The sequence below is a fragment of the Paenibacillus sp. FSL H8-0548 genome (assembly GCF_038630985.1).
Classification (GTDB): domain Bacteria; phylum Bacillota; class Bacilli; order Paenibacillales; family Paenibacillaceae; genus Pristimantibacillus.
On the sequence record NZ_CP152049.1, the window covers coordinates 1,937,207 to 1,963,531 of the forward strand.

The following is a 26,325-nucleotide window of genomic DNA, read 5'->3' on the forward strand; positions in this document are numbered from 1 at the left end:
CTACAAATAGAGGCCCGTGTTTCCGTTAGAATCTTGAAATGAAAAATAAAGGCGATTTAGCGTCTGTGGTTTCCGTTAGAAGTGTGAGCTGATGTTTCTGCGATTACTAATCAACCGTAAGGGGGGATTTTGTTCAAATATAGGAAAGCGCTTAGAGGCTTAAGTAGCGCTTAAAAGGTTGGCGACCGAGTGAGTATAAGTTGGCTACATTATATGAGTCATTGAGAACGTAAGAGGAAGGTTAATGACGCTTGAAGTGGTTAGAGGAAGAAGCGAGAAGGGCGATATTGAAGGAGGCTCGATTAGTCACCCTCAAGAAGCAAAGCCCCGCTTAATGAACGCTTGGATCACCGTTCATTAAGCGGGGGGAAAATACAGCCTGTTGGTGATAATTAGAGAGCAGCGCTTAACCGAAGGAAACGATCGTACCGGTAGGTCCGCTGGCAGACAAGCTTGCAAGTCGAATAAGATCAGGCGTTACGATGGCAGGATCTTTGCCGGTAGCATGCATTTCTGTCCGAAGCGTGCCGGGATTATAAAGATTAGCTAAAATTCCGTGCTCATATTCCTCATCCGCGAGCGTACGCGTCAAAGATTCGAGGCCAGCCTTTGCAGCACTGTAAGCGGCGTAGCCGCCAGCTCCATTCCAAGATAAGCCTGAGGTTATATTAATGATTCTTCCGTATTTTGCTTTGCGCATCGCGGGTAGAACAGCCTTCGTGAGCAGGAATGGGCCCGTTAAGTTCGTTGCGATTTGATTTTGCCATTCATCAGAGGTCAATTCCAGTACACTTCCAGACTCGAACACAGCTGCATTATTCATTATAATATCAATTCGTCCAAAATGGGCGAGGACTGCCGTTATGGCATCTTGCACCTGCTGTTCATTGGTGACGTCTGTTTGCAGGACAAGTGCTGTATTTCCTGTTTTTTGCTCCACGAGCAAAGCAGCCTCTTCAAGCTTCTCGAGCCGTCTGCCCAGCAGCGCGACATTTGCCCCAGCCGCTGCAAAAGCAATAGCCGCTGCGCGGCCGAGCCCTGTGCCAGCTCCGCTAATAATGGCGACTCGTTCATGTAGTGATCCCATTACGATTCCTCCATTCACGATTAGTATGGTGAATATCTTAACAGAGGGAGAGTGGCGGGGGAAGAGGCAAGATATCAATTATTTTTAATTTATATGTAAATAAAGATTATATTTATGCGTCCATTTATAGATAAACTTACTCGTACTCCTACAGAAGTATCCTTCTATGCTGATAAGTTATGGGGACGAAATGGTGGTCTACGACGAGCGGCGAGTAGTGTACTTTCTACAGTAGAATTCATGGAATCACGGGATTCTTGGGTCTACGTTGTACAAAATACAGCAGAATCGCGCCATATACCGCCTAAATGACCTATTTAGTCAATATCGAGTCATTTCTACTGCACTAAGTACACTGTAGGCTCAGTTGAGCCCCTCAGATGTCAGTTTCATTGTAAAAAGTGCAATGTAGGAGCGGCGGGGGGCTGGCACCAACCAATAACTAACTATTTAATTTGCATTTGAGGTATTTATATAAGATGAACTTGAAAAATGGTCTACTCGCGCAGCGCCCAAAACGTAAATGTTTAGTTTAACTTATATATAGCGAAAGGATTTCAAACAATTTCCCCTCCACTAACAGAAAAAAGGCTGCCATAAAGGTATATATTATCCCTTTATGACAGCCTAATGCTGTGCTCTTTAATTATTCAACAACTAAAGTTGTTTTCATTTGCGCGTGGCCAGTCCCACACGGTCTGCTGCAGATCATTTCGTAAGTGCCTGGCTTACTAATGTTCACTGCTACTGTTTTGCCGCCGTCGATAACATAATCTGTTTTCTTAATTTGTACACCGTGCATGCCGTCAACAGAATCGAGCTTGAGATTAACCGTTTCTCCGGCTTTTATTTTGTATTCCTTTTGATCAAACTTCCAGTTGGAGGCTGTAATGACAAGGTCCGCTGCACCGCTGCCTGAAGCAGCTGTGCTTGCTTCTGTATTTTCCTCTTTTGTGCTATTCGTGCCGCATGCAGCAATGATAAACACTAGACACAATACGCTTGCAAATAGTAACCATTTTTTCATTTGATTTCTTTCCCCTTTCATTTTTCCAACGTGCTTTGCCAGTTGGCTTCCCCCTTATTGTACATGAACATGGTTCAAGTATCATGTCTGTGCTATGACAAACTGATGAACGATGCTGTGGAAAAATACAGAAGTGAAGTACTGGCTGCACAAACGCAGCAATGAGCCCTTGATCGCCTCTATCGGGCAACCAAGGGCTCATCAGCTTACACCGTCAAGGGATGCTTAGCAGCTAAGCTTGCTGCATTCGTTAATCGTGATTTCTTCTGCCAGCTTCATAAGGCGTGCTGACCGGAATGAAAAGGTCAATGATCCCGATGACTAAAGCAGCCAAAATGGCACCAAGCAGTGTGACGGTCACGCCGCCAACGATAAACTGAGCAATCCATATGACAACCGCGCTGGCGATAAAGCCGACGATGCCGCGACCGAAGGGAGTAACTCGTTTTCCGAATATACCTTCAATAACCCAACCCAGAGCAGCAATGACCAAGGCAAGGAAAAATGCGCTCCAAAACCCGCCGACACTAAATTGCGGAACAATGAACCCAACAACCATTAATACCAACGCAGCTACAACAAACCGGACAACATGACCTAAAAAAGTCATAATAGTAACCCTCCTTTTCGTTTTACGAACAGAACCTGCATAGGTAAGCAGTTTCTTTCTTTGCTGTGGCTGCACGCCGCAGAAAAGCAATGGTTAAGCACCAGCTTTGGAGAGGAATTGCTTAAGTTACATCGAAAGACGGCTCGTTCGATTATATTGTGACCAACTGTGCATCATTTATGTATGAATGTGTTGTTTACATTCGTGCATCAAAGTCGCGATTCGGCTATAATAAGAAGGCGAGAGGAGTGTTATTTGTTGGACACTAAAATTTTGACGACACTTGAATATCCTAAAATCATACATAGATTGTCGCAGCATGCAGCCACATCGCTCGGCAAAGCGCGGGCTGAATCGCTTCAGCCGGTCACTGACTTGGAAGCGGTTAAGCAAATTTTGCAAGCTACGGATGAAGCTTATACAGCCGACCGGCTTAAGGGGAGCGCGCCATTTGGCGGAATTGTAGATATTACCGCTCCGCTTCATCGCGCCCGTATTGGCGGTACGTTAAATCCAGAGGAGCTGCTCAATATTGCAGCTACGTCTAGAGGCGGCAGACGTGTGAGGAAGCATATCAGCATTTTGCATGAAGACAACCCCATTCCAATGCTGCAAAGCATTGCGGATCAAATTAGCGAGCATAAGCCGCTTGAGGATGCGATATTTGAATGTATTGACGATCAAGCGGAAGTTATGGACAGCGCTAGTACAGAGCTGGCCTCCATTAGACGCGAGCTGCGCAACGGCGAATCGCGCATTCGTGAGAAGATGGAGCAAATGGTTCGTTCTTCGTCTGTGCAAAAAATGCTGCAGGATTCCATCGTCACATTGCGCAATGATCGATATGTTATTCCGGTTAAGCAGGAATATCGTTCTCATTTTGGCGGCATCGTGCATGATCAATCGGGGTCTGGCGCTACATTGTTTATCGAGCCTGAAGCGATTGTTGCAATGAACAACAAGCTGCGGGAGCTCAAGGCGGGCGAGCTGAGGGAAGTTGAGAAAATATTGCAGAAGCTTACTGCATTAGCATCGGATTACGTCGAGGATCTTATTTTTAATTTGGATTTGCTTGGCCAAATCGATTTTGCTTTTGCGAAAGCGCGTCTTGCCCATATTATGAAAGCTACGCAGCCGCGCATGAACGATAGAGGATTTTTAAAGCTCAAGAAGGGTCGGCACCCGCTTATCGCAGCGGATCAGGTTGTTCCGCTTGATGTGGAGCTGGGCAATCAGTATACGGCAATTATTGTAACAGGGCCGAATACAGGTGGTAAAACGGTATCCTTGAAAACGATCGGTCTGCTTAGCTTAATGGCGATGTCTGGTTTATTCGTTCCTGCCGAGGAGGGCAGTCAGCTGTGCGTGTTCGATGCGATCTATGCTGACATTGGGGATGAGCAGAGCATTGAGCAAAGCTTAAGTACGTTCTCCAGTCACCTCAAAAATATTATTAGAATTTTAGGAACGATGACCTCCAAGAGCTTAGTGCTGCTCGATGAGCTTGGAGCGGGTACAGACCCGGCAGAAGGCTCCGCGCTTGCGATTGCGATTTTGGAGCATGTGCATGCCATGGACAGCCGTATCGTAGCTACGACGCATTATAGCGAGCTAAAGGCATATGCTTATAATCGTAAGGGTGTCATTAATGCGAGTATGGAGTTTGATGTCGCAACGCTAAGTCCGACCTACCGTCTGCTTGTCGGTGTTCCAGGACGAAGCAACGCGTTCGCGATCGCTGAACGGCTGGGCCTGCCTCGCTCCATTATTGAGCATGCAAGAGGAGAAGTCAGTGAAGAGGATCAACGAGTTGAGAATATGATTGCATCACTAGAGGAAAATCGTTTGGGAGCCGAGAATGAGCGGCAAACGGCTGAAGTTTTGCGCCGTGAGGTAGAGACGCTTAGAGCGCGTCACGAAGCTGAGCGCGAGCGGTTCGAGGAGCAGAAGGAAAAGCTGATGCTTAAAGCGCAGGAGGAAGCACGGGAGGCTGTCGCCAAAGCGAGACGCGAGGCAGAGCAAATTATTGCGGATCTGCGCAAGCTTGCGATGGAGGAAGGCGCATCGGTTAAGGAGCACAAGCTGATCGAGGCGCGCCGGAAGCTTGATGAAGCGTCGCCGGCGGTGCAGAAGGCTAAGCGCGGAGCTTCGAAAGCGACCACGAAGCCTGCCAAAATTGAAGTTGGTGATGAAGTCACTGTGTACAGCCTAAATCAGAAGGGGACGGTGGCAGAGCTTCATGGCTCAGAAGCTACTGTACAGCTGGGCATTATGAAGATGAAGGTTGCGCTTGATGATTTGGAGCTGATTAAATCTACTGCAGTCTCGAAGGTGCAGCAGCCAAAGCAAGCCGCCAGCTTGAAGCGCTCACGCGATGAGAGCTTGAAGATGGAGCTTGATTTGCGAGGTGAAAATTTGGAGGAGGCTATCCTCGAGGTGGACCGCTTCCTGGATGAAGCATTTTTATCAGGTCTTGCACAAGTAGCGATTATCCACGGAAAAGGTACAGGAGTGCTTCGTGCAGGAATTCAACAGTATCTTCGCAGGCATAGTCATGTGAAGAGCTATAGACTCGGCAATTATGGCGAGGGTGGCATCGGTGTAACCGTTGCGGAGCTTAAATAGGAGGCGGCAAGCCTCCTAAAGAAGAAGCCTGATGAGGGAGGACTTTGAATGGGGAATGAAGTAGATAACTTGCTAAGCAACCACTATGCTGCTTCACTTGTTTATGTATCGGTTACGGTGCTGTCTCTCATTGTGTTTTTATCCTGCTTTGAGCTGGTAACTCGCTATAAATGCTGGAGAGAGATTAAGAAGGGCAACGTTGCAGTAGCTATGGCAACGAGCGGTAAAATTTTTGGCATATGCAATATATTCAGATTTTCGATCGAATCAAATGATTCGGTTTACCAAAGTCTGATTTGGGGGGCTTTTGGGTTCGTCATTTTGATGGCAGCTTATTTTTTATTCGAATTTCTAACGCCTGTTTTCCGAATTGACGATGAAATTGAACGCGATAACCGTGCGGTTGGACTTATCGCAATGATTATATCTGTATCGTTATCCTACGTCATCGGAGCTACGGTTATTATGTAATCGGAGGAAGCTATTTTGAAATATTTATGGAGAATATTAATGGTTGTCGCGGTATTGTTTTTTGTATTTGGCATCGTATATGTAATGAAACATTAGAAGGGAAGTAAAAATAATGGAAGAGCATTTGATCTGTCCGTGGTGTTTGACGGAAATTGTATGGGACGAGGAAATTGGTCCGGAGTCGCACTGTCCGCATTGTGACAATGAGCTGAGTGCATATCGCACGATCGAGCTTGGCTATGACGAGGAAGAGGTAGAAGAAGACGAGCATGAGCGTTCCGTCCAAGCACTCAAAATCAACGATGCGCATCGTGCAGCTAAGCAGGCGAGCGGAGAAGAAGAGGAAGAGCCGGAGGAAGAAGAGGAAGAGGAAGAGGATGATTCTGATGACCCGAATCATAAGCGCTGGCTTGAAGAGGGTGATGGCTATCGCAGAGCAGATACGGCTCGCTTTGCTGTTGAGGAAACGGTACAGCGCATTCTTGATGATCAAGATGAAGTCCCGGAATGTCCAGTGTGCCGAGAATATATGATCGAGGCCGGCGTGCAGGTCATGAACGATCCGCATTTCGAGTCCAGAATTGCGCCGTCGCTTGGTGAAGCGGTAGTAGCGACACCTTTCCAGCTTACCTTGTACGTATGCCCAGCTTGCTACCACACCTCCTCGATGCTGAGTCATGGTGACCGCGAGCAGATGATTAAGCGCCTAACGCCGCGGGACTAGACCTTATTGGCAATAATGGGCGGGCATGGACTGTAAACAAGTAGGGAATGTTACAAAACGATATTCTGATATGTGGCTGGTTAGCAAGCTGATGCTTGCTTTGTCCAGAGCTGGGAGGAATCGTTTTGGCAAAGTCTATGGCAAAGACCTTGAACGGACAAGCTGTTCTTTTACTTATTGTTCAAGCATTGTATGGCGTGGCAAATGCGCTGTCTGGCACATTTGTCCCCGTATACCTATGGAAAGCAAGCCAGTCTTATATGCTGATCGGCTGGTTTACGCTGGGACAATATGTGATGAGTGGACTAACGTTTTGGATAGCCGGCAAATGGGTGAAGGAACATAACAAAATGAACAGTCTGCGTGTCGGCATCATTTTGTCCGGCATTTTTTACTTCACGGTACTGATGCTGGGTCAACAAGCAAAAGTATATTACGTACCGCTGGGAATATTGAATGGTATGGCGTTAGGTTTTTTTTGGATTGCATTTAATGTTGTTTATTTTGAAGTAACTGACCCTGATAATCGCGATCGCTTTAACGGTTGGACAGGCCTGCTCGCTGCTGCAGCTGGCATTGCGGCACCATGGACGTCAGGGCTCATCATTACATCAATGAAAGGGGAAACCGGATACCGCTTTATTTTCACACTCTCGCTCGTTATTTTTGCAGTCAGCGTCATCCTAAGCTTCTGGCTTAAGAAACGGCATAGCCAGGGGGTTTACAACTGGAAGCATGGCTTGCAGCAGCTTTTGCAAAAAGGAAATCCTTGGCGTCGGATGCTGCCCGCTATTGCGGCGCAGGGCGTGCGTGAAGGTGTATTTATGTTTTTAGTTGGGCTTACCGTATATGTGGCAACACAAAACGAGAGCAAGCTGGGAACCTATTCTCTTATCACGTCGTTTGTAGCCTTAATCAGCTTTTGGTTTGTCGGTAGAATGCTGAAAAAAAACAATCGAAAGCTAGCGATGCTCATTGGCGTCATTATGATTGGTGTCGTTATTTTACCGTTATTTTGGAAGGTATCCTACACCACGCTATTGATGTTCGGAGTGGGCACCTCGCTATTTATGCCGCTATATATTATACCGATGACCTCTAGAGTATTTGATTTGATTGGTCAATCGGAGGAAAGCGCTCGCGAGCGCGAGGAGTTTATCGTGCTTCGCGAGGCTGGACTTGTTATAGGAAGAGTCATCGGTTTATCGTCCTATTTAATTGTGCTGCCGCTGAATCATTCGGCGATTGCGATTACATGGCTATTATTTTCGGTAGGCATCGTGCCTATTGCAGGCTGGTGGTTTATGAAGCCATTTTTAGAGGCGCAGCAAATACAGACAAGCAGATAAGGAGAAACATGTATGCCAAGAGTCGTATCGGATATAACAAAACTCATCGGCAACACGCCGGTCGTTCGGCTTAACCGGCTGCCGGAGGAGGGCAGCGCCGAAGTGTGCGTTAAGCTGGAGCGCTTTAATCCAAGCGGCAGTGTAAAGGACCGTGCAGCTTTTTCACTTATAAATAACGCGGAGGAGCGCGGATTAATTAAGCCGGGCGATACGATTATTGAACCGACAAGCGGCAATACGGGCATTGGACTCGCGATGAATGCTGCCGCTAGAGGCTACAAAATGATTTTGGTAATGCCCGATAACATGACCGCAGAAAGAATTAAGCTGCTGCAGGCTTATGGTGCGGAGGTAGTGCTGACTCCCGCTGCGGAAAGAATGCCGGGAGCAATTCGCAAGGCAGAAGAGCTTCGAGCACAGCGACCGGGAAGCTATATTCCGAACCAATTTGAAAACCAAGCGAATCCACAAATTCACAGACTGACAACTGCTGTTGAAATTATGGACCAAACTGGCGGGCAGCTTGACGCTTTTGTTGCTACAGCAGGGACAGGTGGAACGATAACGGGCACAGGAGAAGCACTTAAGGAGCTGCTGCCTCATTTGCATATCGCTGTCGTTGAGCCGAAGGGCTCTCCTGTATTATCAGGTGGAAGTCCAGGTCCTCATAAGCTCGTAGGAACGAGTCCGGGATTTGTCCCGTCCATACTCAATACTTCTATTTATGATGAAATTATTCAAGTATCCGATGAGCACGCATTATCTACGACAAAAGCATTAGCGCTTAGAGAAGGACTGCTGCTTGGACCTTCATCTGGTGCTTCAGTATGGGCGGCTATGCAAATTGCTAAGCGGCTCGGACCAGGGAAACGTGTGCTTTGTATCGCTCCTGACACAGGAGAGCGATACATGAGCATGGATATTTTTTGAAATATAGGAAAATACATCATTTGGCCATGCTTTCTCTATATTTCTCCGGAATGAAACGAGGAAGTAGGCCAGCTATACCCACTCCCGAAGCGAATGCTGCAATATCTCTCTTCTTTCTTTTATATAATTGTAGATGAAGGCCGGCTCTGTCAGGAAGGAGTCATAGCTTGCTTTTCGCGTATAATCACCACGAATTGCTGGAGATAGCCGTGCATGCATTTTTGATATTACCGGCTCCAGCTTTTCGGTAGTGAAGGTCGATTGAAGCTGCTTTCTTAAGATCGTGCGGTATTTTCTGCGGCATGCAGGGAAGGTAAAGAGCTTCTCTGTAAGCTTGTTGTAGCCTTGAAGCCTTACTAAATCACTGCCACAGGGCTTTCCATAACAGTTTCTCCCCCAGGTCCCCTCATAGTCCCACGGAATAATTCGATATTTGCCGCTTGTGCTATGCTCATAAAGCGCATAGTTTTGGTCAAAGCCATCATAGTTTCCAGTAAGAACTGCCCCTGCCAGCCACAATAAATATTGCGAGATATCGAGACGCCTAGCGGTATGAACAGCCAGGTTCTTTCCTGATGTTCGATTTAAATTTCTGACGAAGGAAGCGAGCCTGCTTTTTGTTCCAGTCTTGCCCTTCATGAGTTCATAGCCGTCAAATAACGAAGATTTCTTATCTTTCGAAACAGGGTCAGTTAAGCTAAAGTCGGCGTTGTCATTGACCGCGTAAAGAAGTGAAAGATAGCCAATGTCTCTTTTCTTGAAAAAAAGTTGATCAACCGCCTCGATTTCCAAATACACTCCCTGTGGAACACCGTTAATTACTAGCCAAAAATGATCGGTTTCCGGTGACGGAACGCCAATTTTATTGAAGAAGTAAAAGGAAAGGGCATTTCGCATCATGGAAGGATCATCATATTCTGCATTCCAATGAAGTGTTTTACCGCCTTCTATTCGGACTTCATAGGATTTTTTAGAGTAATTCCGCGTATGGCCGCCACGCAGTCCAAATTTCGCTTGAAAGGTTTGTCCGTCCAGCTCCAGCTCTGCTGATTTGAACTCTCTCCCCCAAGCGTTTTGCTGAAGCTCTTCAAAATCAGCTGAATCAATGCTAATGGTGCGTAGAGGCAAGTTTTCCGTAGCCATTTAATCATCTCCCGATGCAAAAGATAAAGCCTACCGTAAGTCGATAGGCTCTTGATCTTATTTATCGTATTCAGCTGATGCCTAGAATGTCACTGCACCTTTAGGAAGTTGGATTTCCCAAATCCCCTATTAAATTAAACCTGTGCTTACTGCCAATAAGGCGTAAGTACAGTTTTTTTGTTGATGGATACATTGAGTAGAATGATTTTGGAAACATTATTCTGTAAGGAAGTGATTGGTAAATGAAAGTAAAACCATTTGGCATGCTACCAGCTATGTTTATGATGATTTTATCAGTAGGGCTTGTTAACCATGTTCTGGTTGCACCTTTGCTGCTGGATGCAGCGAAACGTGATGCCTGGATTTGTGTACTCCTTGAAATGGTTATTGTTCTGCCGTGGGCTTTAATCCCTTTATTTGGGATTTTGAAGCGTATGAATGGTTTGCCGATTGATCAATGGTTTAAGCAGCGATTTCCACAATTTATTGCATGGCTGCTGATCGGTATTTTTTTGCTCGTACAATTGCTGATCGCCTTTGAAACACTCATTTTGACGGCATCCTGGACATCGACGACCTATTTGCCGAAGACGCCACCTGTTGTAGTTTGTGCGGTATTTTTAGGCTTATGTTTATTCGCATCGATTTCGGGGCTTCGTACAATCGCTTATGTAAGCTGCATCTTATTACCGATGGTCGTCTTTCTAGGTGATTTCGTCATGTCGGCGAACATGCCCCACAAGGATTATCACTATCTGCTGCCTATGTTTGAGCACGGCACGAATCCGATGATTAAAGGCATCTTGTATACGCTGACCTCGTCCTGCGAGCTGTTCGGCTTTATGTTCATTCAGCATCATATAAAGGGCAAATTCAAGCGCTGGCATTTCATCGTGCTTATCCTGTTTTTGTCGCTGCTCACCATTGGACCGGTAATGGCAGCCATTTCAGAATTTGGTCCCGTCGAGGCTGCGAAAATGCGTTACCCCGCATTCACTCAGTGGCGCCTTGTAATGGTAGGGAAATACTTTGAGCATGTTGATTTTTTTGCTATTTTTCAGTGGATGTCAGGAGCGTTAATACGGCTCGCTATTTCCATCCACATTTTGTCTGAGTTTGGGCCGCTGCAGCGTTTAAGCAGAAAATGGATTTCACCAGCGGTTCTGGGTTTGATTATTTTTGTTGTATCCGCGTATGGCATCAATCGCATGGTTCAGGTAAAAGAAGTCATGCATCTGTTTTTTTTGTATACGGGTGTAATTGTTATGATACTTATCGCTATTTTGTGGTTGTTTACTTTATTTCACAAAAAAAATGAGAGAACCCAAAAAAAGGCGATTATTGGTTCTGAGGAGGGAGAGCAGTAATGTATCTTGACGAATGCAAAGTACAGCAGGAACAGAATGATATGTCGCTGGAGCGTTTCAGACTGAGCTTGGCGGATTGCCATGATGTGATTGAATATAAGCTCACACTGGATGTTGGCGGTCCCGTTGATGTTATTATGTTTTATTGTGATGGCTTGATCGACAATCAACAATTGCAGCTCGGCTTGCTGCCGCAGCTTGAAAAATGGGCGAATCAGCTACGTAATTTCCCAAATGTAGAGAACGGAGAAATACATAAGCCCAGTATGCTATTCAGCAGGGTGAATAGCGGACGGAATGGCAGCAACCTGTACGCCCGCTTGTTTGCAGGAAGCGTTATCCTATCCTTCGGGAATCTTGAAGGTATGTTCGAATTCGATATTGCCGATCAGCCTGGAAGGAACCCCGAAGAATCGACGATGGAGGTTTCCATTCGTGGGCCCCGTGATGGTTTTGTTGAGCTTCTAGCAACGAATGTTGCGCTTGTCCGCAAACGGCTTAGAACGCCAGATATGCATGTGGAATACAGTAGAATCGGCAGCGAGTCCCTGACGGAAATCGCACTTATTTATATGGAAGGCAAGGCCGCGAGTGAGCTGGTAGCTGAAGCTAGGAGGAGGCTTGATCAAATTGATATCCCTTCCCTGAGCGGAGGGAGCCAGTTGGAGGAGCTCTTGTCTGATCGTCGTCTATCCTTGTTTCCGTTAGTTGAGTATGTTGGAAGGCCTGATTACGTCGTTCAGTCGCTGCTGCAAGGGAAGGTAGCTATCCTACTAGACGGCTCTCCTTCAGCGATTATAGCACCGGGGAATTTATTACTGCTGATTAAGTCACCGGAGGATGCGCACCTGCCCTATTATTATGTGTCGCTGGGGCGGCTGCTGAGGCTCGTTGGTCTTGTTTTTTCGCTATGTTTGCCAGGCTTTTGGATTGCGCTCTCGACTTTCAATACGGATCAAATTCCGTTTTCACTGCTCGCAACGATTACGATTTCACGGATTGGCTTGCCTATTTCTGCAACGATGGAGATGTTTCTCATGCTTACCATGTTTGAGCTATTTCGTGAGGCAGGCGTCAGGCTGCCAAGAGCGGTTGGACAAACCGTGTCTGTCGTAGGCGGATTAATTGTCGGTGATGCCGCAATTCGTGCGGGCATGACATCACCGACAATGCTGGTAATGGCTGCGGTTACGGCAGTGTCTACCTTCACATTAGTCAATCAATCTCTAAGCGGCTCGGTAAGCGTAATCCGATATTTAATTCTAATTTGCTCCTCTGTACTAGGCATTTTTGGATTCTTTGTCGGAACCTTTGCAGTGATTATCTATCTGTGTACATTGGAGTCATTTGGTAGATCCTATTTGGAGCCATTAGCACCGCTGCGCTTCAAGCAGCTGATACCTGCAATCTTTCAAATGCCTTGGAAGTTAAAAGATGGCAGGAGGAGCAAGTGATGACTGCAGCACAGCGTCATAAAAAAGTTAACTATTGGATAAAATGGCCGTTACTCGTTTGTGTAATCTTATGCTCATCATTGCTGCTGCAGGGCTGCTGGGATGAGGTGAATTTGCAGGATGTTAGCTATGTTTCAGCAATTGGCATTGATTATAAGGAGGATCATTTTGAGATCTACGTACAATTGATTAAATTTAGTCTTGTCGCTAAGACTGAAACTTTGCAGCCCGATCCAAACCCTGTCTGGAATGGGAAAGCTAGTGGCGATTCTATTTTGCTGGCATTACATGATTTGACCCGCGCGGGCCATTCTATCCTAAGCCTTGAGCATCTGAAAACAGTTATCGTACAAGAAAGAGCGATGGGGAAGATGACGGAAATTCTGGATGGATTAAACCGCCAGCGTACATCGCGTTATACTGCTTTTATTTATGGAACGCGGACGTCAATCGAGAAGATCTTTACGACAGAAACGTTCTTTGATCAATCTCCGCTTCAAAGCATTATGTATATGCCCGGTCCTCTGGAGAGTCAAAGGAGCTTTATACGCCCGTATCTCATGCAGCTTGCTGTACAGACGTTGAAGGAGCCTGCGATGGTTACCACACTTCCAGCTTTGACGGAAAATGATAAATATTGGTCCAGGAAGAAACAGTCGATCCCAATCCAATTCATCGATGGAATATTTGTTTTCAATGAGCTTCGTTATCTGGGCTATCTAAAGGAGTCTGATTCAACTGGGATGCGCTGGGTGAATCCTGAGTTTAAGCAGTTCCAACTCAAGGCTGATGGGCCGGAAGGGAGCTCAACGGTTGTTGTGACTTCATCGAAGGCCCGTATTCACACCAGCTTTGTAGAAGGGAAACCCGTATTTATGCTGAAGCTTAGCCTCACTGGAAATGTTGCTGAGATGGCGGGTCTCATAAAAGAGGAGGATGTTACTGCATCAGTTGAATCACAGGTAAAGAAGCAAATAGAGGACACTTTCCATAAAGGTATAACAAAAGGGATGGACTTGTTTGAGCTGGAGCATCATTTGTACCGGTATTATCAGACCTATTGGAAAGAGGAATGCAAAGGGAAGGCTTGGGTTCCAAAGCCCGAACAGCTCAAAATAACAGCACATTTTCGGTTAATTCATACCGGGAATTTTGATTTAAATACAGACACATAAATAAAGGAAATGAAGTACATAATACGTTTGGCACGAAAAAATGGATCAATATGTGCTTGAGATTAAAATAAAGAGGAGGATGACCATATGATTCAGCCAATGACTGGAAAAGAGCTCGAGTACATTGCAGACTCTATGTCCAATGAGGATTTATTAATTAAACAGTGCTCAGCGGTAATTGCTACCGGTACAACACCTGCTCTCCGCAGCCTATGCACACAAATGCTGCAAACACATCAGCAGCATTATGATTCCTTATTGCATGCCATATCGCATCATCAGCAACTGGCTCCAACACAGCCGCAGCAATAACCTGATTTGCAACTATATTCTATAGGAGGTAAGCCGCAATGTATCAACAACAACAGCAGTCGCAGCAATCGTTTTTGACAGAAGAAGATTTGGTAAGCACAATTTTGTGCGATTTAAAAAGAGTCGTGCGTGAGTATGCGACAGCGGCTACGGAGTCAACTTGTCCAGATATTCGTCAAATGTTTACTAAGCTGATGGACAGTACTCTTACGCTGCAAGGCAAACTGTTCGAGGCGATGAAACAAGCGAATATGTACAATACATCTTCACCAGCGCTGCGCCAAGAGCTTGACAAGCAAGCGAAGCAATATCAGCAAACCAAACAAAAGACGAATCAATTTTTACAGCAAAACCTTGGCCAGCAGCAAAATAAAACGATGTATACGCCGAACATGCAGCAGCAGTCTAATCAACCGCAGGGCTCACAACACTATTACATGTAAAGACCCTTCGGGGTCTTTTTTTTTAATTACAGAAAGTAGCCGTTTCACCTTGTTGTATAGGAAACTATGCATTTTCCGAACCTGTTGATAACGATGCTGCGCGAGCAGCCGGAGAGCGGATAACGAAAGCTAACGGAAGCCAGCGACGCTAAAGTTGTATTTTTGGTTAGCGTCACATTTTAACGGAACAGAGAGACGCTATTCCGCAGAAATGAAGCGAGATCGTGCATGTAAGGTACAAATAGAGGCCTGTGTTTCCGTTAGAAGCTTGAAACGAAAAATAAAGGCAATTTAGCGTCTGTAGTTTCCGTTAGAAGTGTGAGCGGATCTGTCTGCGAATTCCAATCACCCGTAAGGGTGATTTTGTTCATACATAGGCTTTGATTGCACGGGATTCAAAAAAGTTGTAAACTTATCTTAATAATCGCAGTCGTACTGGAAGGAGTTATACAATGACCGAATTACAGTTGAAAGTGCTTGAGCTGCTGAAGGAAGACGCGCGAAGGGATGCTGAGTTAATTGCTACCATGCTTGATGTAGGAGTAGAGGAAGTAAAGCAAGCGATCGCTGAGCTTGAGAATGATCATATCATTGTAAAATACGCAACCGTTGTAAACTGGAGCAAGATTGATGATCAGAAGGTAACTGCACTTATTGAAGTTCAAATTACACCAGAACGCGGTCGTGGATTCGAAGGAATCGCTGAGCGCATTTACTTATATCCTGAAGTAAAATCGGTTTACTTAATGTCTGGCGCGTATGATCTGCTCGTTGAGGTTGAAGGTAAAAGCTTGAAAGAGGTTGCCTCTTTTGTTTCGAATAAATTATCTCCAATTGATGCGGTTCTATCTACGAAAACATTTTTTATTTTGAAAAAATACAAACAAGACGGCATTATCTTCGAAGAGCATGAAGGTGACCATCGGCTGATGGTTTCGCCGTGAAAAAAGGGTGATGGCAATGATTAAAGACGAACAGATACAACCCTCCACACCTGTGCAGCGCCAATCGATGGCTGATTATTTGTCGCCGCTTGTACGGGGCATTAAACCGTCGGGAATCCGTCGGTTTTTTGATTTGGTCAGTACACGCAAGGATGTCATTACGCTTGGAGTAGGCGAGCCCGACTTTGTCACGCCGTGGCATGTGAGGGAAGCTGCAGTCTATGCTTTGGAAACGGGCAAAACTCAGTATACGTCCAATGCAGGCATGCCAGAGCTGCGCGAGGCGATCGGTCAATATTTGAATGATCAGTTTTCGGTAGCATACAATCCTGCAGATGAAATTTTAGTAACGGTAGGCGGGAGCGAGGCCATTGATCTTGCGCTGCGGGCTTTTATTGCACCGGGAGATGAGATATTAATTCCGGAGCCTTGTTATATTTCTTATTCACCCATTACAGAACTTACTGGCGGCAAGCCTGTAGGGATCGAAACCTTTGCCCAGGATGGCTTTAAGCTGAAGGCGGAGTCCATTCAAGCCGTGATTACGCCGAGGTCCAAACTGCTTGTTCTTAGCTATCCAAGCAATCCAACTGGCGCGATCATGACGTATGAGGACTGGCTGCCGATAACGAAGCTTGTAGAAGAGAATGATCTGATCGTCATTTCTGATGAAATCTATGCGGAGCTGACATACGATTCGAAGCATGTTAGCTTTGCAGCTATGCCTGGCATGAAGGATCGCACGATTCTGGTGAGCGGCTTCTCGAAAGCTTTTGCAATGACAGGCTGGCGGATGGGCTACGCCTGCGGTCATCCCGAGCTTATTGCAGCTATGCTGAAGATTCATCAATTTACAGTGATGTGCGCGCCTATTATGGCTCAATACGGAGCCTTGGAGGCACTTCAGCATGGCTTGGAGGAAAAGGATCGGATGGTAGAGGCTTATAACCAAAGGCGTCGCCTTGTTGTGAAGGGATTCCGGGAAATTGGTCTCGATTGCCATGCGCCGGAAGGAGCCTTCTATGCTTTCCCATCCATAACCTCTACCGGCCTTACAAGCGAGGAGTTCGCGCAGCGGCTGCTTGAGGAAGCGAATGTTGCGGCTGTGCCTGGTGATGTATTTGGACTTGGCGGCGAAGGTCATCTGCGCTGTTCCTATGCAACCTCTGTGACGAATCTGACGGAGGCGCTGGATCGAATTGGCGGTTTCGTTCATCGTTTGAAGCAGCAGGGGTAATTTCGGAGCAATTATTCAACTAAAGCAGCAGCAGGTCAGGAGCTTATCCGGCCTGCTGTTTGCATGATGAAGAGTGATTAGGTATTAGGGGAGGCGGAGGAGAAATGAAATTATATACGAGAACTGGGGATAGCGGGCAAACATCCTTAATTGGCGGACGTGTACGGAAGGATGATGCACGAGTTGAGGCCTATGGTACGATTGATGAATTAAATTGCTTTGTCGGGCAGGCCGCTGCGGAAGCAGCTAAGCATGCTGAGCTTGCTGAAATGGCAGACTGGTTAGTTGATATTCAACAGGAGCTGTTTGATTGCGGCTCGGATCTTGCTTACGCCGCTCAGGGAGCCCCGCTAAAAATTAATGCGCTGCCGGCTGCTCGTTTAGAGGGCTGGATTGATCAATATAGTGCGGAGGCACCGGAGATTACTAGATTTATTTTGCCTGGAGGAAGCTCTATATCGGCATTGCTGCATGTATGCAGAACGGTATGCCGCCGTGCGGAGCGCCGGGTAGTCACGCTTGCTGCCGAGCATCCGATCAATACAGAGGTGCAAGCGTACTTAAATCGTTTGTCTGACTTTTTCTTCGCAGCGGCGAGAGCAGCCAATGCGAAGCTGAATGTACCGGATACTGAATATATTCGAAGCGCAGAAGTGTTTCGCAAACCAAAAAAATAATGGAGAATATAGAGCAAAGCTATTACCGCCCGTTAGTTGCCATCGTCAGTGAGGCTGAGCATGGGAAGCAGGTCCGAACCGTACTAGAGCGGCAGCTTGGCGTTTCGCGCAAGCTGCTCTCACAGGTGAAGCTGACGGAGCATGGGCTGCTTGTGAACGGTATTCGCTCCTATACGACAGCACCTGTATCCGCAGGCGATAGAATAGAGGTGCGAATGGAACGAGAGGTTTCAGTGGACATTTTGCCTCAGCCTATTGCTATTCAAATTGTTTTTGAGGATGAAGATCTCCTTATTGTTAACAAGCCGGCAGGGATGGTTGTTCATCCGACGCATGGTCATTACACGGGTACACTTGCTAATGGTGTCGTATATCATTGGCAGCAGCAGGGTGAGCGGGTACGTTTCAGGCCGGTTCATCGCTTGGATGAGGAAACCTCCGGCTTAGTTGCGATCGCGAAAACGTCCTACGTGCATCAGCAGCTGTCCGAGCAGATGCAGGCAAATGGTTTTTTAAAGCTATATCGCGCTTATGTATATGGCAATCCGGATCCAGACAAAGGGACAGTTGATGCGCCGATTGATCGCAATCCCGATCAACCGCATATTCGAATTGTAACCCCTCAGGGCTATCCATCAGTGACGCATTATGAGCAATTATTAAGCTTTAAATCGGCAGCTGCGGGCAGCACTGGGGCAGCGGTTCGTTTGAAGCTTGAGACGGGCCGCACCCATCAAATTCGAGTACATATGCAGCATATCGGCTGTCCGCTAATTGGCGATAAAATGTACGGCCCTGAGGATGGCGGGGTAGAGGCTTGGGAGGCGGCAGTCGGAAGACAAGCGCTGCATGCCGAAATTCTTGGCTTTACTCACCCGATTACAAAGCAATGGGTAGAGTGGCAGGCAGCCCTGCCGCCTGAGCTCGAACGGCTAGAAGAAATACTCAATCAATGAAATGGAAATCGGAGGATCAATAGCGATGTCGAAGGAACGGCAATTAACCATGATACAATATCCTAAATGCGGAACTTGCAGAACCGCTCTCAAATCGTTGCAGAGCAAAGGAAACGACGTTCAGTCCCGTCATATTGTCGAGGATACGCCTACGGCGGAAGAGCTGAAGATTATCGTTGCGAACAGCGGTTTGGAGCTGAAGAAGTTTTTCAATACCTCAGGTGACGTATATAGAGAGCTTGGCTTGAAGGACAAGCTAGCCGCGATGTCAGAGGATGAGAAGTATGCGCTGCTTGCGTCTAACGGTATGCTCATTAAGCGGCCGATCGTAACTGACGGCAAGAAGGTAACCGTAGGCTACAAGGAAGATCAGTATGAGGAAGCTTGGAATAACGGAAAAGGGTGATCGAGCGTATGACGCAAACGAAATGGAGGTCGGAGCGGCTGTCGCTGCTCGGCTCTTCAATTTTTGCCGAGGTTGCAGCATGGAAGCTGGCAGCACTGGAACAAGGGCTGGATATCATCGACCTTGGCATTGGAAGTCCAGATCAACCGCCGTCGCCGGCGGTTAGGCAGGTGCTGAGCGAGGCCGCATTGCGTTCGGATATGTATGCTTATCCCGCGACAAAAAGCGGATTGCCGTTCCGACTTCATGCTGCGAAATGGATGAAGCATCGCTTTAACGTAGAGCTGGACGCTGCAAACGAGATCGTTACATTGCTCGGCTCACAGGATGGCTTAGCACATCTGGCTATGGCGCTTTGTGACCCAGGCGATATGGCTTTGCTGCCGAATCCAGGATATCCTATTTATGCAGCCTCATTAGCGCTTGCAGGTGTGGAATCCGTGCTGATGCCGCTGCGAGAAGAAAACGGCTATATGCCCGACTTAGAGGCGATCGCAGATGCAGATTGGGATAGAGCTTCCTTTATTTTGCTCAATTATCCGAATAATCCGATTTCTGCTGTAGCAGATCTAGCATTTTTTGAAAGACTGCTGGCGAAGGCTAGTCAACATGGAGTATTAGTTGTCCATGATCTAGCTTATTCGGAAATGGGATTTGACGGCTGTGAGCCTGTCAGCATTCTCGAGGTGCCGGGGGCAATAGATCAAGCGGTTGAATTTCATTCGTTATCGAAGAGCTTCAACATGGCTGGCTGCCGAATCGGATTTTTGGCTGGCAATCAGACTGCAGTAGGTGCGCTGAGGGAGTTGAAGGCAAACATTGATTACGGCGTGTTTGATCCGATTCAGGAAGCGGGCATCGCAGCACTCGAAGAAGCAATCGTAAATCCGGAGCTTCCGAAGGCGGGCAAACTTTATGAGCAGCGGCGCGATTTGTTTATTGAAGCGCTTCGAGAGGAAGGCTGGCCTATTGCCAAGCCGAAAGCGACCATGTTCATTTGGGCACAGCTTCCTCCTATGCAGTGGTCGCTGGAGGAGCCTTGGACATCGAGACGAATTTCCCAGGAAATGCTGCGTCAAACCGGCGTAGTCGTTGTGCCCGGGGAAGCTTTCGGGACGGAAGGCGAGGGCTTTGTTCGAATTGCACTCGTAGAGAGCGAAGAGCGATTAGTAGAAGCAGCTAAGCGGATAGGCAGCTTCATTCGCGGATCATAAATGAAAGATCAAGAGGAGAATAAGAAAGAGAGGGTGACGTAATAATGAGTGAACAACGATTGCTTTTGGTTGATGGCATGGCTATATTATTTCGGGCTTATTTTGCAACGTCATTCGGAGGCAGCATTCGTAAAACGAGCTTGGGTGTTCCAGTAAACGCGGTGCATGGTTTTGTGCGTTATTTCATGGACGCTATTAACACGTTTAATCCAACCCATGTTGCCTGCTGCTGGGATATGGGCAGTACGACATTTCGTACGGAGCAATATGTCGGTTACAAATCAAACCGACCGGCTGCGCCTGAGGATTTGATTCCGCAGTTTGACCTTGTGAAGGATGTTGTCGCCAGCTTTGGCGTACCGAATATTGGCATTGTAGGCTATGAAGCAGATGACTGCATCGGAACGCTGGCAGCTGCTCTTAAGGACCAAGCGCAAATATTTGTCGTGACAGGCGATCATGATATGCTGCAGCTGGTGGATGAGCGTGTCTCCGTTGCGATAATGAAAAAGGGAATCGGGAATTACATGGTATACACTCCCGAGACGTTAATGGAAGAACGTCAGCTTACTGCTAGTCAAATTATAGATATTAAAGGTCTTATGGGCGACACAGCTGATAATTATCCAGGTGTGAAGGGAATTGGCGAGAAAACAGCGCATAAGCTAATTCAGGAGCATGGTACCATAGAAGCTTTGCTTGCTAATTTGGATGCGGTATCTAAGACTATTCGGGCAAAAATCGAAGCGGATCTGGAGATGCTCCATCTATCTCGTGATTTAGCAACGATTCGCTGTGATGTGCCCGTTTCTGCTGCACTTGAGGGCTGTTGCTGGGCTTACGATCGCGATACGGTAACTGAAAAATTTGTAGAGCTGGAATTTAACAGCCTGCTTAAACTTATTGGATAAGAGTTGTCGCTTGCGCATAAAGGGAGTTGTCTAATAGGGATATATTCCTTAAAAGACAGCTCTCTTTTTTGGCTCAACCTCAAATTAAACCTTCAAGCACTGATCTCGCTTAGTGTTTCTATACTTTCTAGGGGTCATTCCCACCTTCTGTTTAAATAAACGAATGAAATAGTTTGTATCAGGCAACCCGGACTGCTCCCCTACCACTTGAATGGGGAGATCGGTTTGCTCGAGCAGCGACTTCGCCTTTTCCAGCTTTATTTGATGAACATACTGCAGCGGGCTCATTCCTGTATGCTTGCGAAAGCAACGAGACAAGTAATCGAAATGATAATGCAATTCCTCCTCTAGATGATTCGCACGGAACTCATTCATAGCGTTTCGACGTAAATAGTCCAGCATTCTCTCACACAATATGATCGAGCGTGCTCGAGGACGTTCACGTAGCAATTTCTGGAGCTCATAAAAAAGCTGTGAAAGTAATATATGAAGAGGCAATGCTTGAGCGAGTCCATTCGACTGAAATATATCACACATCTCGTCCAGAATGGGATACAGATTCAGACCTTCGACAGCGCTATACTTAGGAAGATACATGAATTGCTCCATCGGAACAAGGTCTCGAATCGTCCCCTTTACTAATTGGCGAGACCATTCGATTTCTGAGGCTGATAGAGATCGAAGAGGCATTTCATGTATAAAATGTACCCAGTAAACTTCCGTATTCACCTCACATCGACGATATCCATGATGTGTCCTGCCAGGCTCCAAGACTAACATCTGCCCAGAAACTACTTCATACTCCGATTCATCCTCAGATAGGTATAGCGCTCCTTCTTTGACGAACACAACATCATATACGTTAAAACTGCGTTTGAAATGGCAGTCTCCCGGTTTCCATATGGCATGTCCCACTGTAATAAATTGCGGAAGTGGCGGTATTCTCAGCTCTAGGCTTATCATCCTTACGCTCCTTGTATTGACGTCTAATACAACTCCAACAATTCATAATCATTTTATCATCAAAAGTCGTTATTATGCTATTTTAGGTCGCTATCGGATCTGTGAACAATAGCTCATTCTAGATAAGATCAGAATGAGAAGTATTCTAGGAGAGAAGAGGATGCAAATATGAGGTTTAGACAGGTTCATCTTGATTTTCATACTTCAGAAGCCATCCAAAGAATTGGAAGCGAATTCAATAAGAAGCAGTTTCAGGATATGCTGCAAGCAGGCCATGTGGATTCCATTACCGTTTTCTCGAAATGTCATCACGGCTGGGCTTACCATCCGAGTCAAGCGAATGAGATTCATCCACATCTAAGCTTCGATCTATTAGGCGAGATGATAGCTGCCGCACATGAAATTGACGTGAAAACGCCAGTCTATCTCTCTGCTGGCTTGGACGAGAAACTGGCCCGCATACATCCGGAGTGGTTGATTCGTGATCAACAAGATCGAACGAACTGGGTTAGCGGATTCATGTCACCTGGCTACCATCAATTTTGCTTCAATTCCCCTTATTTAGAAATTTTGACGGAACAAGTGAAAGAAGTTGTCCGGTCTTATGACGCAGACGGCATATTTCTTGATATTGTGGGAGTTAGAGAATGCTACTGTCATAACTGTGTGACATCCATCCGCACAAGGGGGCAAGATCCAAGGGATTTGCAGGCCATGAAGATATTATGGGAGGATACTTATCGGAATTACACGCAGCGTATGCGTGAAGCTGTAGATAGCTTTAAGCCTGGTCTTCCTGTCTTTCACAATGGTGGTCACATTACGCGTGGCCGTAGAGATTTGGCACAGATGAACTCCCATTTGGAGGTGGAATCGTTGCCGACGGGAGGTTGGGGCTATGATCATTTTCCATTATCGGCTCGATATGCGCAGACACTTGGTATGGAGTTCCTTGGCATGACCGGAAAGTTCCATACTTCCTGGGGAGAATTTGGGGGATTTAAGCATCCCAATGCACTTCGATACGAAGCATCACTTAGCTTGGCGAATGGAGCGCGCTGTTCGATTGGCGATCAACTTCATCCACTCGGTCTAATGGATACAGCGACTTATGAATTAATTGGAAGAGCCTATGCGGAAGTGGAAGCTAAGGAAGCTTGGTGTTCCGATACTTCCAATGTAGCCGATGTCGCTTTACTGACGCTCGAAGCAGTAGATTCTCATGGGAGCGCAGATACTGAAAAACCACGAACCTCGTTGTCTGATGCGGGTGCTGTTAGGATTTTACTCGAAGGAAACATGTTATTTGATGTCGTGGATTTGGATGCGGATTTTCATGCCTATCAAGTGTTGATCCTCCCTGATTATGTGAAGGTTACCGGCAAGCTTGCGAGCAAACTTCAGCATTTCGTTGCGGCAGGAGGTAAAATTTTAGCAACGGGAATGTCTGGATTGAACGAGGAAGCATCGGCATTCGTGCTGGACTTGGGTGTTAAGTGGTTGGGAAGCAACCCGTACAAGCCGCACTATTTCCGCCCGGATGTTTCTTTGAATACACTCTCGCCTACTGCAAATGTCATTTACTCCGAAGGTCAGCGGGTGGGGGCTGCTGGCGGCACCGTACTTGGGGTTAGCGAGGATTCTTATTTCAACCGTGATATCTTCACCTTCTGTTCTCATCAGCACACGCCGAACCGTCCTGAGCCAGCTGGTCCTGCAATGGTGGAGGGGCCAGATGGGATCTACATGGCATGGAATCTGTTTGAAGAATATGCGACCTATGGGAGTTTAGTATTAAAAGAGGCAGCTCTGTTTGCACTGAAGCGACTCCTGCCTAATCAAACCCTGAGTACCAGCCTACCCGCTCAAGGAATCGTAACGCTTCAGCAGCAGAAGCAAGAACGACGCTGGATCAATCATTTGTTATATGCTTCACCAGTCAAGCGCGGTCAACATATCGAAGTCATTGAAGACATTTTGCCGGTGTACAATACAACGGTTTCAGTGCGTGTCCCTTCCAATGTCCAACGTGTATATTTGGCTCCTCAGATGGAAAGCCTTGGTTTTGCTCAGCAGGAGGGTCTTGTTACTTACACGCTACCTGTATTAGAGTGTCATCAAATGGTAGTGTTACAGTTCGATTAATTGAGCAAGGCATATAACGATAATTTCTATGACAGGCTGTTGATCTTATGCAGCCTGTTTTTTTTCTGCGATGCGAAGAAGGGTATTGACCTGTTCTTTTTAAAGAACTACAATAGATTTATTGTCTGTTATAACGCATTTCCTCTTTTCATACTAGCGTGAAGATTGACGTTAGGATCTAAACTGACTGAAGGAGAATTTTATGATTGGGGAACGGATTAAGAGTCTACGGGAAAAAAAGGGCTATTCGATAACGAAGCTTGCCGACCTAGCAGGCGTATCCAAGTCCTACTTAAGCTACATTGAAAGAAATATGCAGAATAACCCTTCTCTCCAGGTAATGGCGAAAATAGCGGCTCCATTGGATTCTAACATTGAATACTTGCTCGGAGAAGAGCATTTACCGAAAATTCATGCTGATGAAACACTTGATGAGGAATGGCGCTCTATTATTAAAGAAGCAGTGGAAGAGGGGATGAGTAAAGGTGATTTCCAGGCATTAAAGGACTTGATTCGTTCTAATATATGGAAGAACGGTCGAGCGAATACAAATGGCTACTCCAGCGATCAAAAGAATTCATCAAATATTATCATTCTACATATCGATAATTGATGCTGAATGAAAAAAACGAAAAAGTGTCTTGACATGTTCTATATAAAGAACTAATATTGTGTTATTGTTCTTTATAACAAACATAGTAAGCAGGTGTGTAATGGAAGGTTCACGAGGGGAAGAGCTGCAGACGATACGCAGCGAAAAGGAAAGCAGGATGGTCAAAGAAATAAATCTTAAGGCTTTGTATGTAACGATTCGCAAACGTGTATGGATGGTTTTACTGATTACGATATCTTTAACCATTCTCGCAGGCTTGTACAATTCCAGACCTGAAACACCAATGTATTCTTCATCTGCACGAGTGATCATTGCAACTACCGCAGATATGATGGGAACGGTAAGAGTACTGTTTCGAGAGCCGATCGTGATGAATGAAGTCATCGAGGCTTTGCAGCTTAATCGATCTGCTGCACAGCTCAGAAGCCAGTTTAGGGTAGATAGTGTGGATGGCACATTAGTAACAGTCATATCTGTGGTAGATAGCGATTCAAAGCTTGCGGCTGATATCGTGAACACTGCTGTTGACGCCTATAAAAAGGCGGCAGCCCAAATTCTGGGCATTACGAATATTCAGGTTTTAACAACTGCACAAGAAAATCCTAACTCTATTAATGAAAAAAGCAATACTATTGTTTTCGTAGGCTTCATACTAGGACTTATTTTGAGCTTAGCTTTCATATTTCTGTTGGATTCTCTCGATGATTCGATCAAATCAGATCGTCAGATTGAGGATGTACTTGGTTTAACGGTGCTTGGCGATGTGTCTCAAATGAAGAAAAAAGATTATGCGAGACATTTAAAGAAACAAAAGAGCATTTTAGTGCGGGGTGAGACCATTGGTTCATGAACGGAAAAAGGCGTCAAAATCTTACGTGAATAAAAGCTTGCTAGCGTATATTCATCCTCATGGTGATATTTCAGAGCAATATCGGACAATTCGCAACAATATTCATTATGCCGCAAATGGCAGCAAGGTCCGCTCATTGCTCGTTACATCGCCCTCTGAGGGAGAAGGCAAATCGACGACAACCGTTAATCTGGCAGTTTGTATGGCGCAGCGCGGGGATCGTGTACTCATTATCGATGTCAATTTTAGAAATCCAATTATAAATAAAATTTTCAATGTACAAACCTCGCCAGGACTGTCGAATATACTTGGCCAGCAGCTTGAAATTCGCGAGGCCATTTATAATACGGAGATCGAAGGTTTGGATATTTTGCCGAGCGGACAGCGGCTTTATAATTCGACAGAGCTGCTGGATTCACCACTGATGGACGATGTTATGGCATTTGCTTACGAGAAATATGATATGGTCCTGCTTGATTGCCCGCAGGTGCTTGGTGTGCCCGACACAAACGCGCTTGCCAGCAAATGCGATGGCGTGCTACTGCTGCTTAAAAGTGGAAAGACGCAGCAAGAGCATGCTGTAGAAGCAAAACGCACCTTGCTGTTTGCCAAAGCCAATATTTTGGGCGTCATACTTAATAAGAAAAGCGTTTGATGATCATAATCGGATAGCGCTTTTTTTACGGAATTTT

General features: G+C 46.1%; 26 protein-coding genes. 21 read left to right on the forward strand and 5 right to left on the reverse strand.

Annotated features, from left to right (window positions below; translation table 11 throughout):
• Positions 1 to 406: 406 nt before the first annotated feature.
• From MHI37_RS08130 to MHI37_RS08140, 3 genes are all read right to left on the reverse strand, one after another.
• Positions 407 to 1,087 carry an SDR family oxidoreductase gene (locus MHI37_RS08130; RefSeq protein WP_076336220.1) on the reverse strand — a complete coding sequence of 227 codons (681 nt, stop codon included), beginning with the start codon at positions 1,085 to 1,087 and terminating at the stop codon, positions 407 to 409.
• Positions 1,088 to 1,733: 646 nt separating this feature from the next.
• Entirely contained in the window at positions 1,734 to 2,114 is a 381-nt protein-coding gene (locus MHI37_RS08135) for a plastocyanin/azurin family copper-binding protein (RefSeq protein ID WP_076336264.1), read from the reverse strand.
• A gap of 250 nt (positions 2,115 to 2,364) precedes the next feature.
• Complete coding sequence (locus tag MHI37_RS08140) at positions 2,365 to 2,724, reverse strand: phage holin family protein (protein WP_076336219.1); 360 nt, start codon at positions 2,722 to 2,724, stop codon at positions 2,365 to 2,367.
• Between the two features lie 258 nt (positions 2,725 to 2,982).
• Between MHI37_RS08140 and MHI37_RS08145 the strand changes: the two genes are divergently transcribed.
• From MHI37_RS08145 to cysK, 5 genes are all read left to right on the forward strand, one after another.
• Positions 2,983 to 5,349: an endonuclease MutS2 gene (locus tag MHI37_RS08145; protein WP_076336218.1), complete on the forward strand. Its 2,367-nt coding sequence runs from the start codon at positions 2,983 to 2,985 to the stop codon at positions 5,347 to 5,349.
• Positions 5,350 to 5,397: 48 nt separating this feature from the next.
• Complete coding sequence (locus MHI37_RS08150) at positions 5,398 to 5,820, forward strand: DUF350 domain-containing protein (protein ID WP_076336217.1); 423 nt, start codon at positions 5,398 to 5,400, stop codon at positions 5,818 to 5,820.
• Between the two features lie 112 nt (positions 5,821 to 5,932).
• Positions 5,933 to 6,544 (forward strand): hypothetical protein, encoded by a 612-nt coding sequence (locus MHI37_RS08155; protein WP_076336216.1) that lies wholly within the window; start codon positions 5,933 to 5,935, stop codon positions 6,542 to 6,544.
• A gap of 125 nt (positions 6,545 to 6,669) precedes the next feature.
• Complete coding sequence (locus tag MHI37_RS08160; RefSeq protein WP_256710403.1) at positions 6,670 to 7,893, forward strand: MFS transporter; 1,224 nt, start codon at positions 6,670 to 6,672, stop codon at positions 7,891 to 7,893.
• A 12-nt stretch (positions 7,894 to 7,905) separates the two neighbouring features.
• On the forward strand, positions 7,906 to 8,823 hold the full coding sequence (gene cysK / locus MHI37_RS08165; protein WP_076336215.1) for a cysteine synthase A: 918 nt from the start codon (positions 7,906 to 7,908) through the stop codon (positions 8,821 to 8,823).
• A 72-nt stretch (positions 8,824 to 8,895) separates the two neighbouring features.
• On the opposite strand, the gene MHI37_RS08170 is transcribed toward cysK, so the two are convergent.
• The gene (locus MHI37_RS08170) at positions 8,896 to 9,966 is read right to left on the reverse strand and encodes a CotH kinase family protein (protein ID WP_076336214.1); all 1,071 of its coding nucleotides are present in this window, start codon (positions 9,964 to 9,966) and stop codon (positions 8,896 to 8,898) included.
• A 242-nt stretch (positions 9,967 to 10,208) separates the two neighbouring features.
• Here MHI37_RS08170 and MHI37_RS08175 point away from each other — a divergent pair, with 242 nt between their 5' ends.
• The 12 genes from MHI37_RS08175 to MHI37_RS08230 all read left to right on the forward strand — a co-directional run bounded on the left by MHI37_RS08175 (position 10,209) and on the right by MHI37_RS08230 (position 21,062).
• Positions 10,209 to 11,333 carry an endospore germination permease gene (locus tag MHI37_RS08175; protein ID WP_076336213.1) on the forward strand — a complete coding sequence of 375 codons (1,125 nt, stop codon included), beginning with the start codon at positions 10,209 to 10,211 and terminating at the stop codon, positions 11,331 to 11,333.
• Positions 11,333 to 12,787, forward strand: coding sequence for a spore germination protein (locus MHI37_RS08180; protein ID WP_076336212.1), 1,455 nt, complete (start codon positions 11,333 to 11,335; stop codon positions 12,785 to 12,787). Before MHI37_RS08175 ends, MHI37_RS08180 begins: the two co-directional genes overlap by 1 nt.
• Entirely contained in the window at positions 12,787 to 13,962 is a 1,176-nt protein-coding gene (locus tag MHI37_RS08185; RefSeq protein ID WP_076336211.1) for a Ger(x)C family spore germination protein, read from the forward strand. Before MHI37_RS08180 ends, MHI37_RS08185 begins: the two co-directional genes overlap by 1 nt.
• Positions 13,963 to 14,049: 87 nt before the next feature.
• Positions 14,050 to 14,274, forward strand: coding sequence for a hypothetical protein (locus tag MHI37_RS08190; protein WP_083676175.1), 225 nt, complete (start codon positions 14,050 to 14,052; stop codon positions 14,272 to 14,274).
• A gap of 38 nt (positions 14,275 to 14,312) precedes the next feature.
• Positions 14,313 to 14,717: a spore coat protein gene (locus tag MHI37_RS08195; RefSeq protein WP_076336210.1), complete on the forward strand. Its 405-nt coding sequence runs from the start codon at positions 14,313 to 14,315 to the stop codon at positions 14,715 to 14,717.
• 452 nt (positions 14,718 to 15,169) lie between these two features.
• Positions 15,170 to 15,661 (forward strand): Lrp/AsnC family transcriptional regulator, encoded by a 492-nt coding sequence (locus MHI37_RS08200; RefSeq protein ID WP_076336209.1) that lies wholly within the window; start codon positions 15,170 to 15,172, stop codon positions 15,659 to 15,661.
• 16 nt (positions 15,662 to 15,677) lie between these two features.
• Positions 15,678 to 16,898, forward strand: coding sequence for an aminotransferase class I/II-fold pyridoxal phosphate-dependent enzyme (locus tag MHI37_RS08205; RefSeq protein ID WP_076336208.1), 1,221 nt, complete (start codon positions 15,678 to 15,680; stop codon positions 16,896 to 16,898).
• A 104-nt stretch (positions 16,899 to 17,002) separates the two neighbouring features.
• Positions 17,003 to 17,575, forward strand: coding sequence for a cob(I)yrinic acid a,c-diamide adenosyltransferase (locus MHI37_RS08210; RefSeq protein ID WP_076336207.1), 573 nt, complete (start codon positions 17,003 to 17,005; stop codon positions 17,573 to 17,575).
• Positions 17,575 to 18,531 (forward strand): RluA family pseudouridine synthase, encoded by a 957-nt coding sequence (locus tag MHI37_RS08215; RefSeq protein WP_076336206.1) that lies wholly within the window; start codon positions 17,575 to 17,577, stop codon positions 18,529 to 18,531. Before MHI37_RS08210 ends, MHI37_RS08215 begins: the two co-directional genes overlap by 1 nt.
• A 25-nt stretch (positions 18,532 to 18,556) precedes the next feature.
• Positions 18,557 to 18,937 carry an arsenate reductase family protein gene (locus MHI37_RS08220; protein WP_076336205.1) on the forward strand — a complete coding sequence of 127 codons (381 nt, stop codon included), beginning with the start codon at positions 18,557 to 18,559 and terminating at the stop codon, positions 18,935 to 18,937.
• A gap of 8 nt (positions 18,938 to 18,945) precedes the next feature.
• A complete protein-coding gene (locus tag MHI37_RS08225; protein WP_076336204.1) occupies positions 18,946 to 20,151 on the forward strand; it encodes an aminotransferase class I/II-fold pyridoxal phosphate-dependent enzyme in 1,206 nt (401 codons plus the stop codon).
• 44 nt (positions 20,152 to 20,195) lie between these two features.
• A complete protein-coding gene (locus tag MHI37_RS08230) occupies positions 20,196 to 21,062 on the forward strand; it encodes a 5'-3' exonuclease H3TH domain-containing protein (RefSeq protein ID WP_179090178.1) in 867 nt (288 codons plus the stop codon).
• An 84-nt stretch (positions 21,063 to 21,146) separates the two neighbouring features.
• Here the strand turns inward: MHI37_RS08230 and MHI37_RS08235 are convergent, their stop codons facing one another.
• Positions 21,147 to 22,025, reverse strand: a complete 879-nt coding sequence (locus tag MHI37_RS08235; RefSeq protein WP_076336202.1) for an AraC family transcriptional regulator — start codon at positions 22,023 to 22,025, stop codon at positions 21,147 to 21,149.
• A 168-nt stretch (positions 22,026 to 22,193) separates the two neighbouring features.
• Between MHI37_RS08235 and MHI37_RS08240 the strand changes: the two genes are divergently transcribed.
• The 4 genes from MHI37_RS08240 to MHI37_RS08255 all read left to right on the forward strand — a co-directional run bounded on the left by MHI37_RS08240 (position 22,194) and on the right by MHI37_RS08255 (position 26,288).
• Positions 22,194 to 24,170: a beta-galactosidase trimerization domain-containing protein gene (locus MHI37_RS08240; protein ID WP_076336201.1), complete on the forward strand. Its 1,977-nt coding sequence runs from the start codon at positions 22,194 to 22,196 to the stop codon at positions 24,168 to 24,170.
• Between the two features lie 202 nt (positions 24,171 to 24,372).
• Entirely contained in the window at positions 24,373 to 24,783 is a 411-nt protein-coding gene (locus MHI37_RS08245; RefSeq protein ID WP_076336200.1) for a helix-turn-helix domain-containing protein, read from the forward strand.
• 100 nt (positions 24,784 to 24,883) lie between these two features.
• Positions 24,884 to 25,633, forward strand: coding sequence for a Wzz/FepE/Etk N-terminal domain-containing protein (locus MHI37_RS08250; protein ID WP_083676174.1), 750 nt, complete (start codon positions 24,884 to 24,886; stop codon positions 25,631 to 25,633).
• Positions 25,634 to 25,658: 25 nt separating this feature from the next.
• Positions 25,659 to 26,288 (forward strand): CpsD/CapB family tyrosine-protein kinase, encoded by a 630-nt coding sequence (locus tag MHI37_RS08255; RefSeq protein WP_179090177.1) that lies wholly within the window; start codon positions 25,659 to 25,661, stop codon positions 26,286 to 26,288.
• The last annotated feature ends 37 nt before the right edge of the window (positions 26,289 to 26,325 follow it).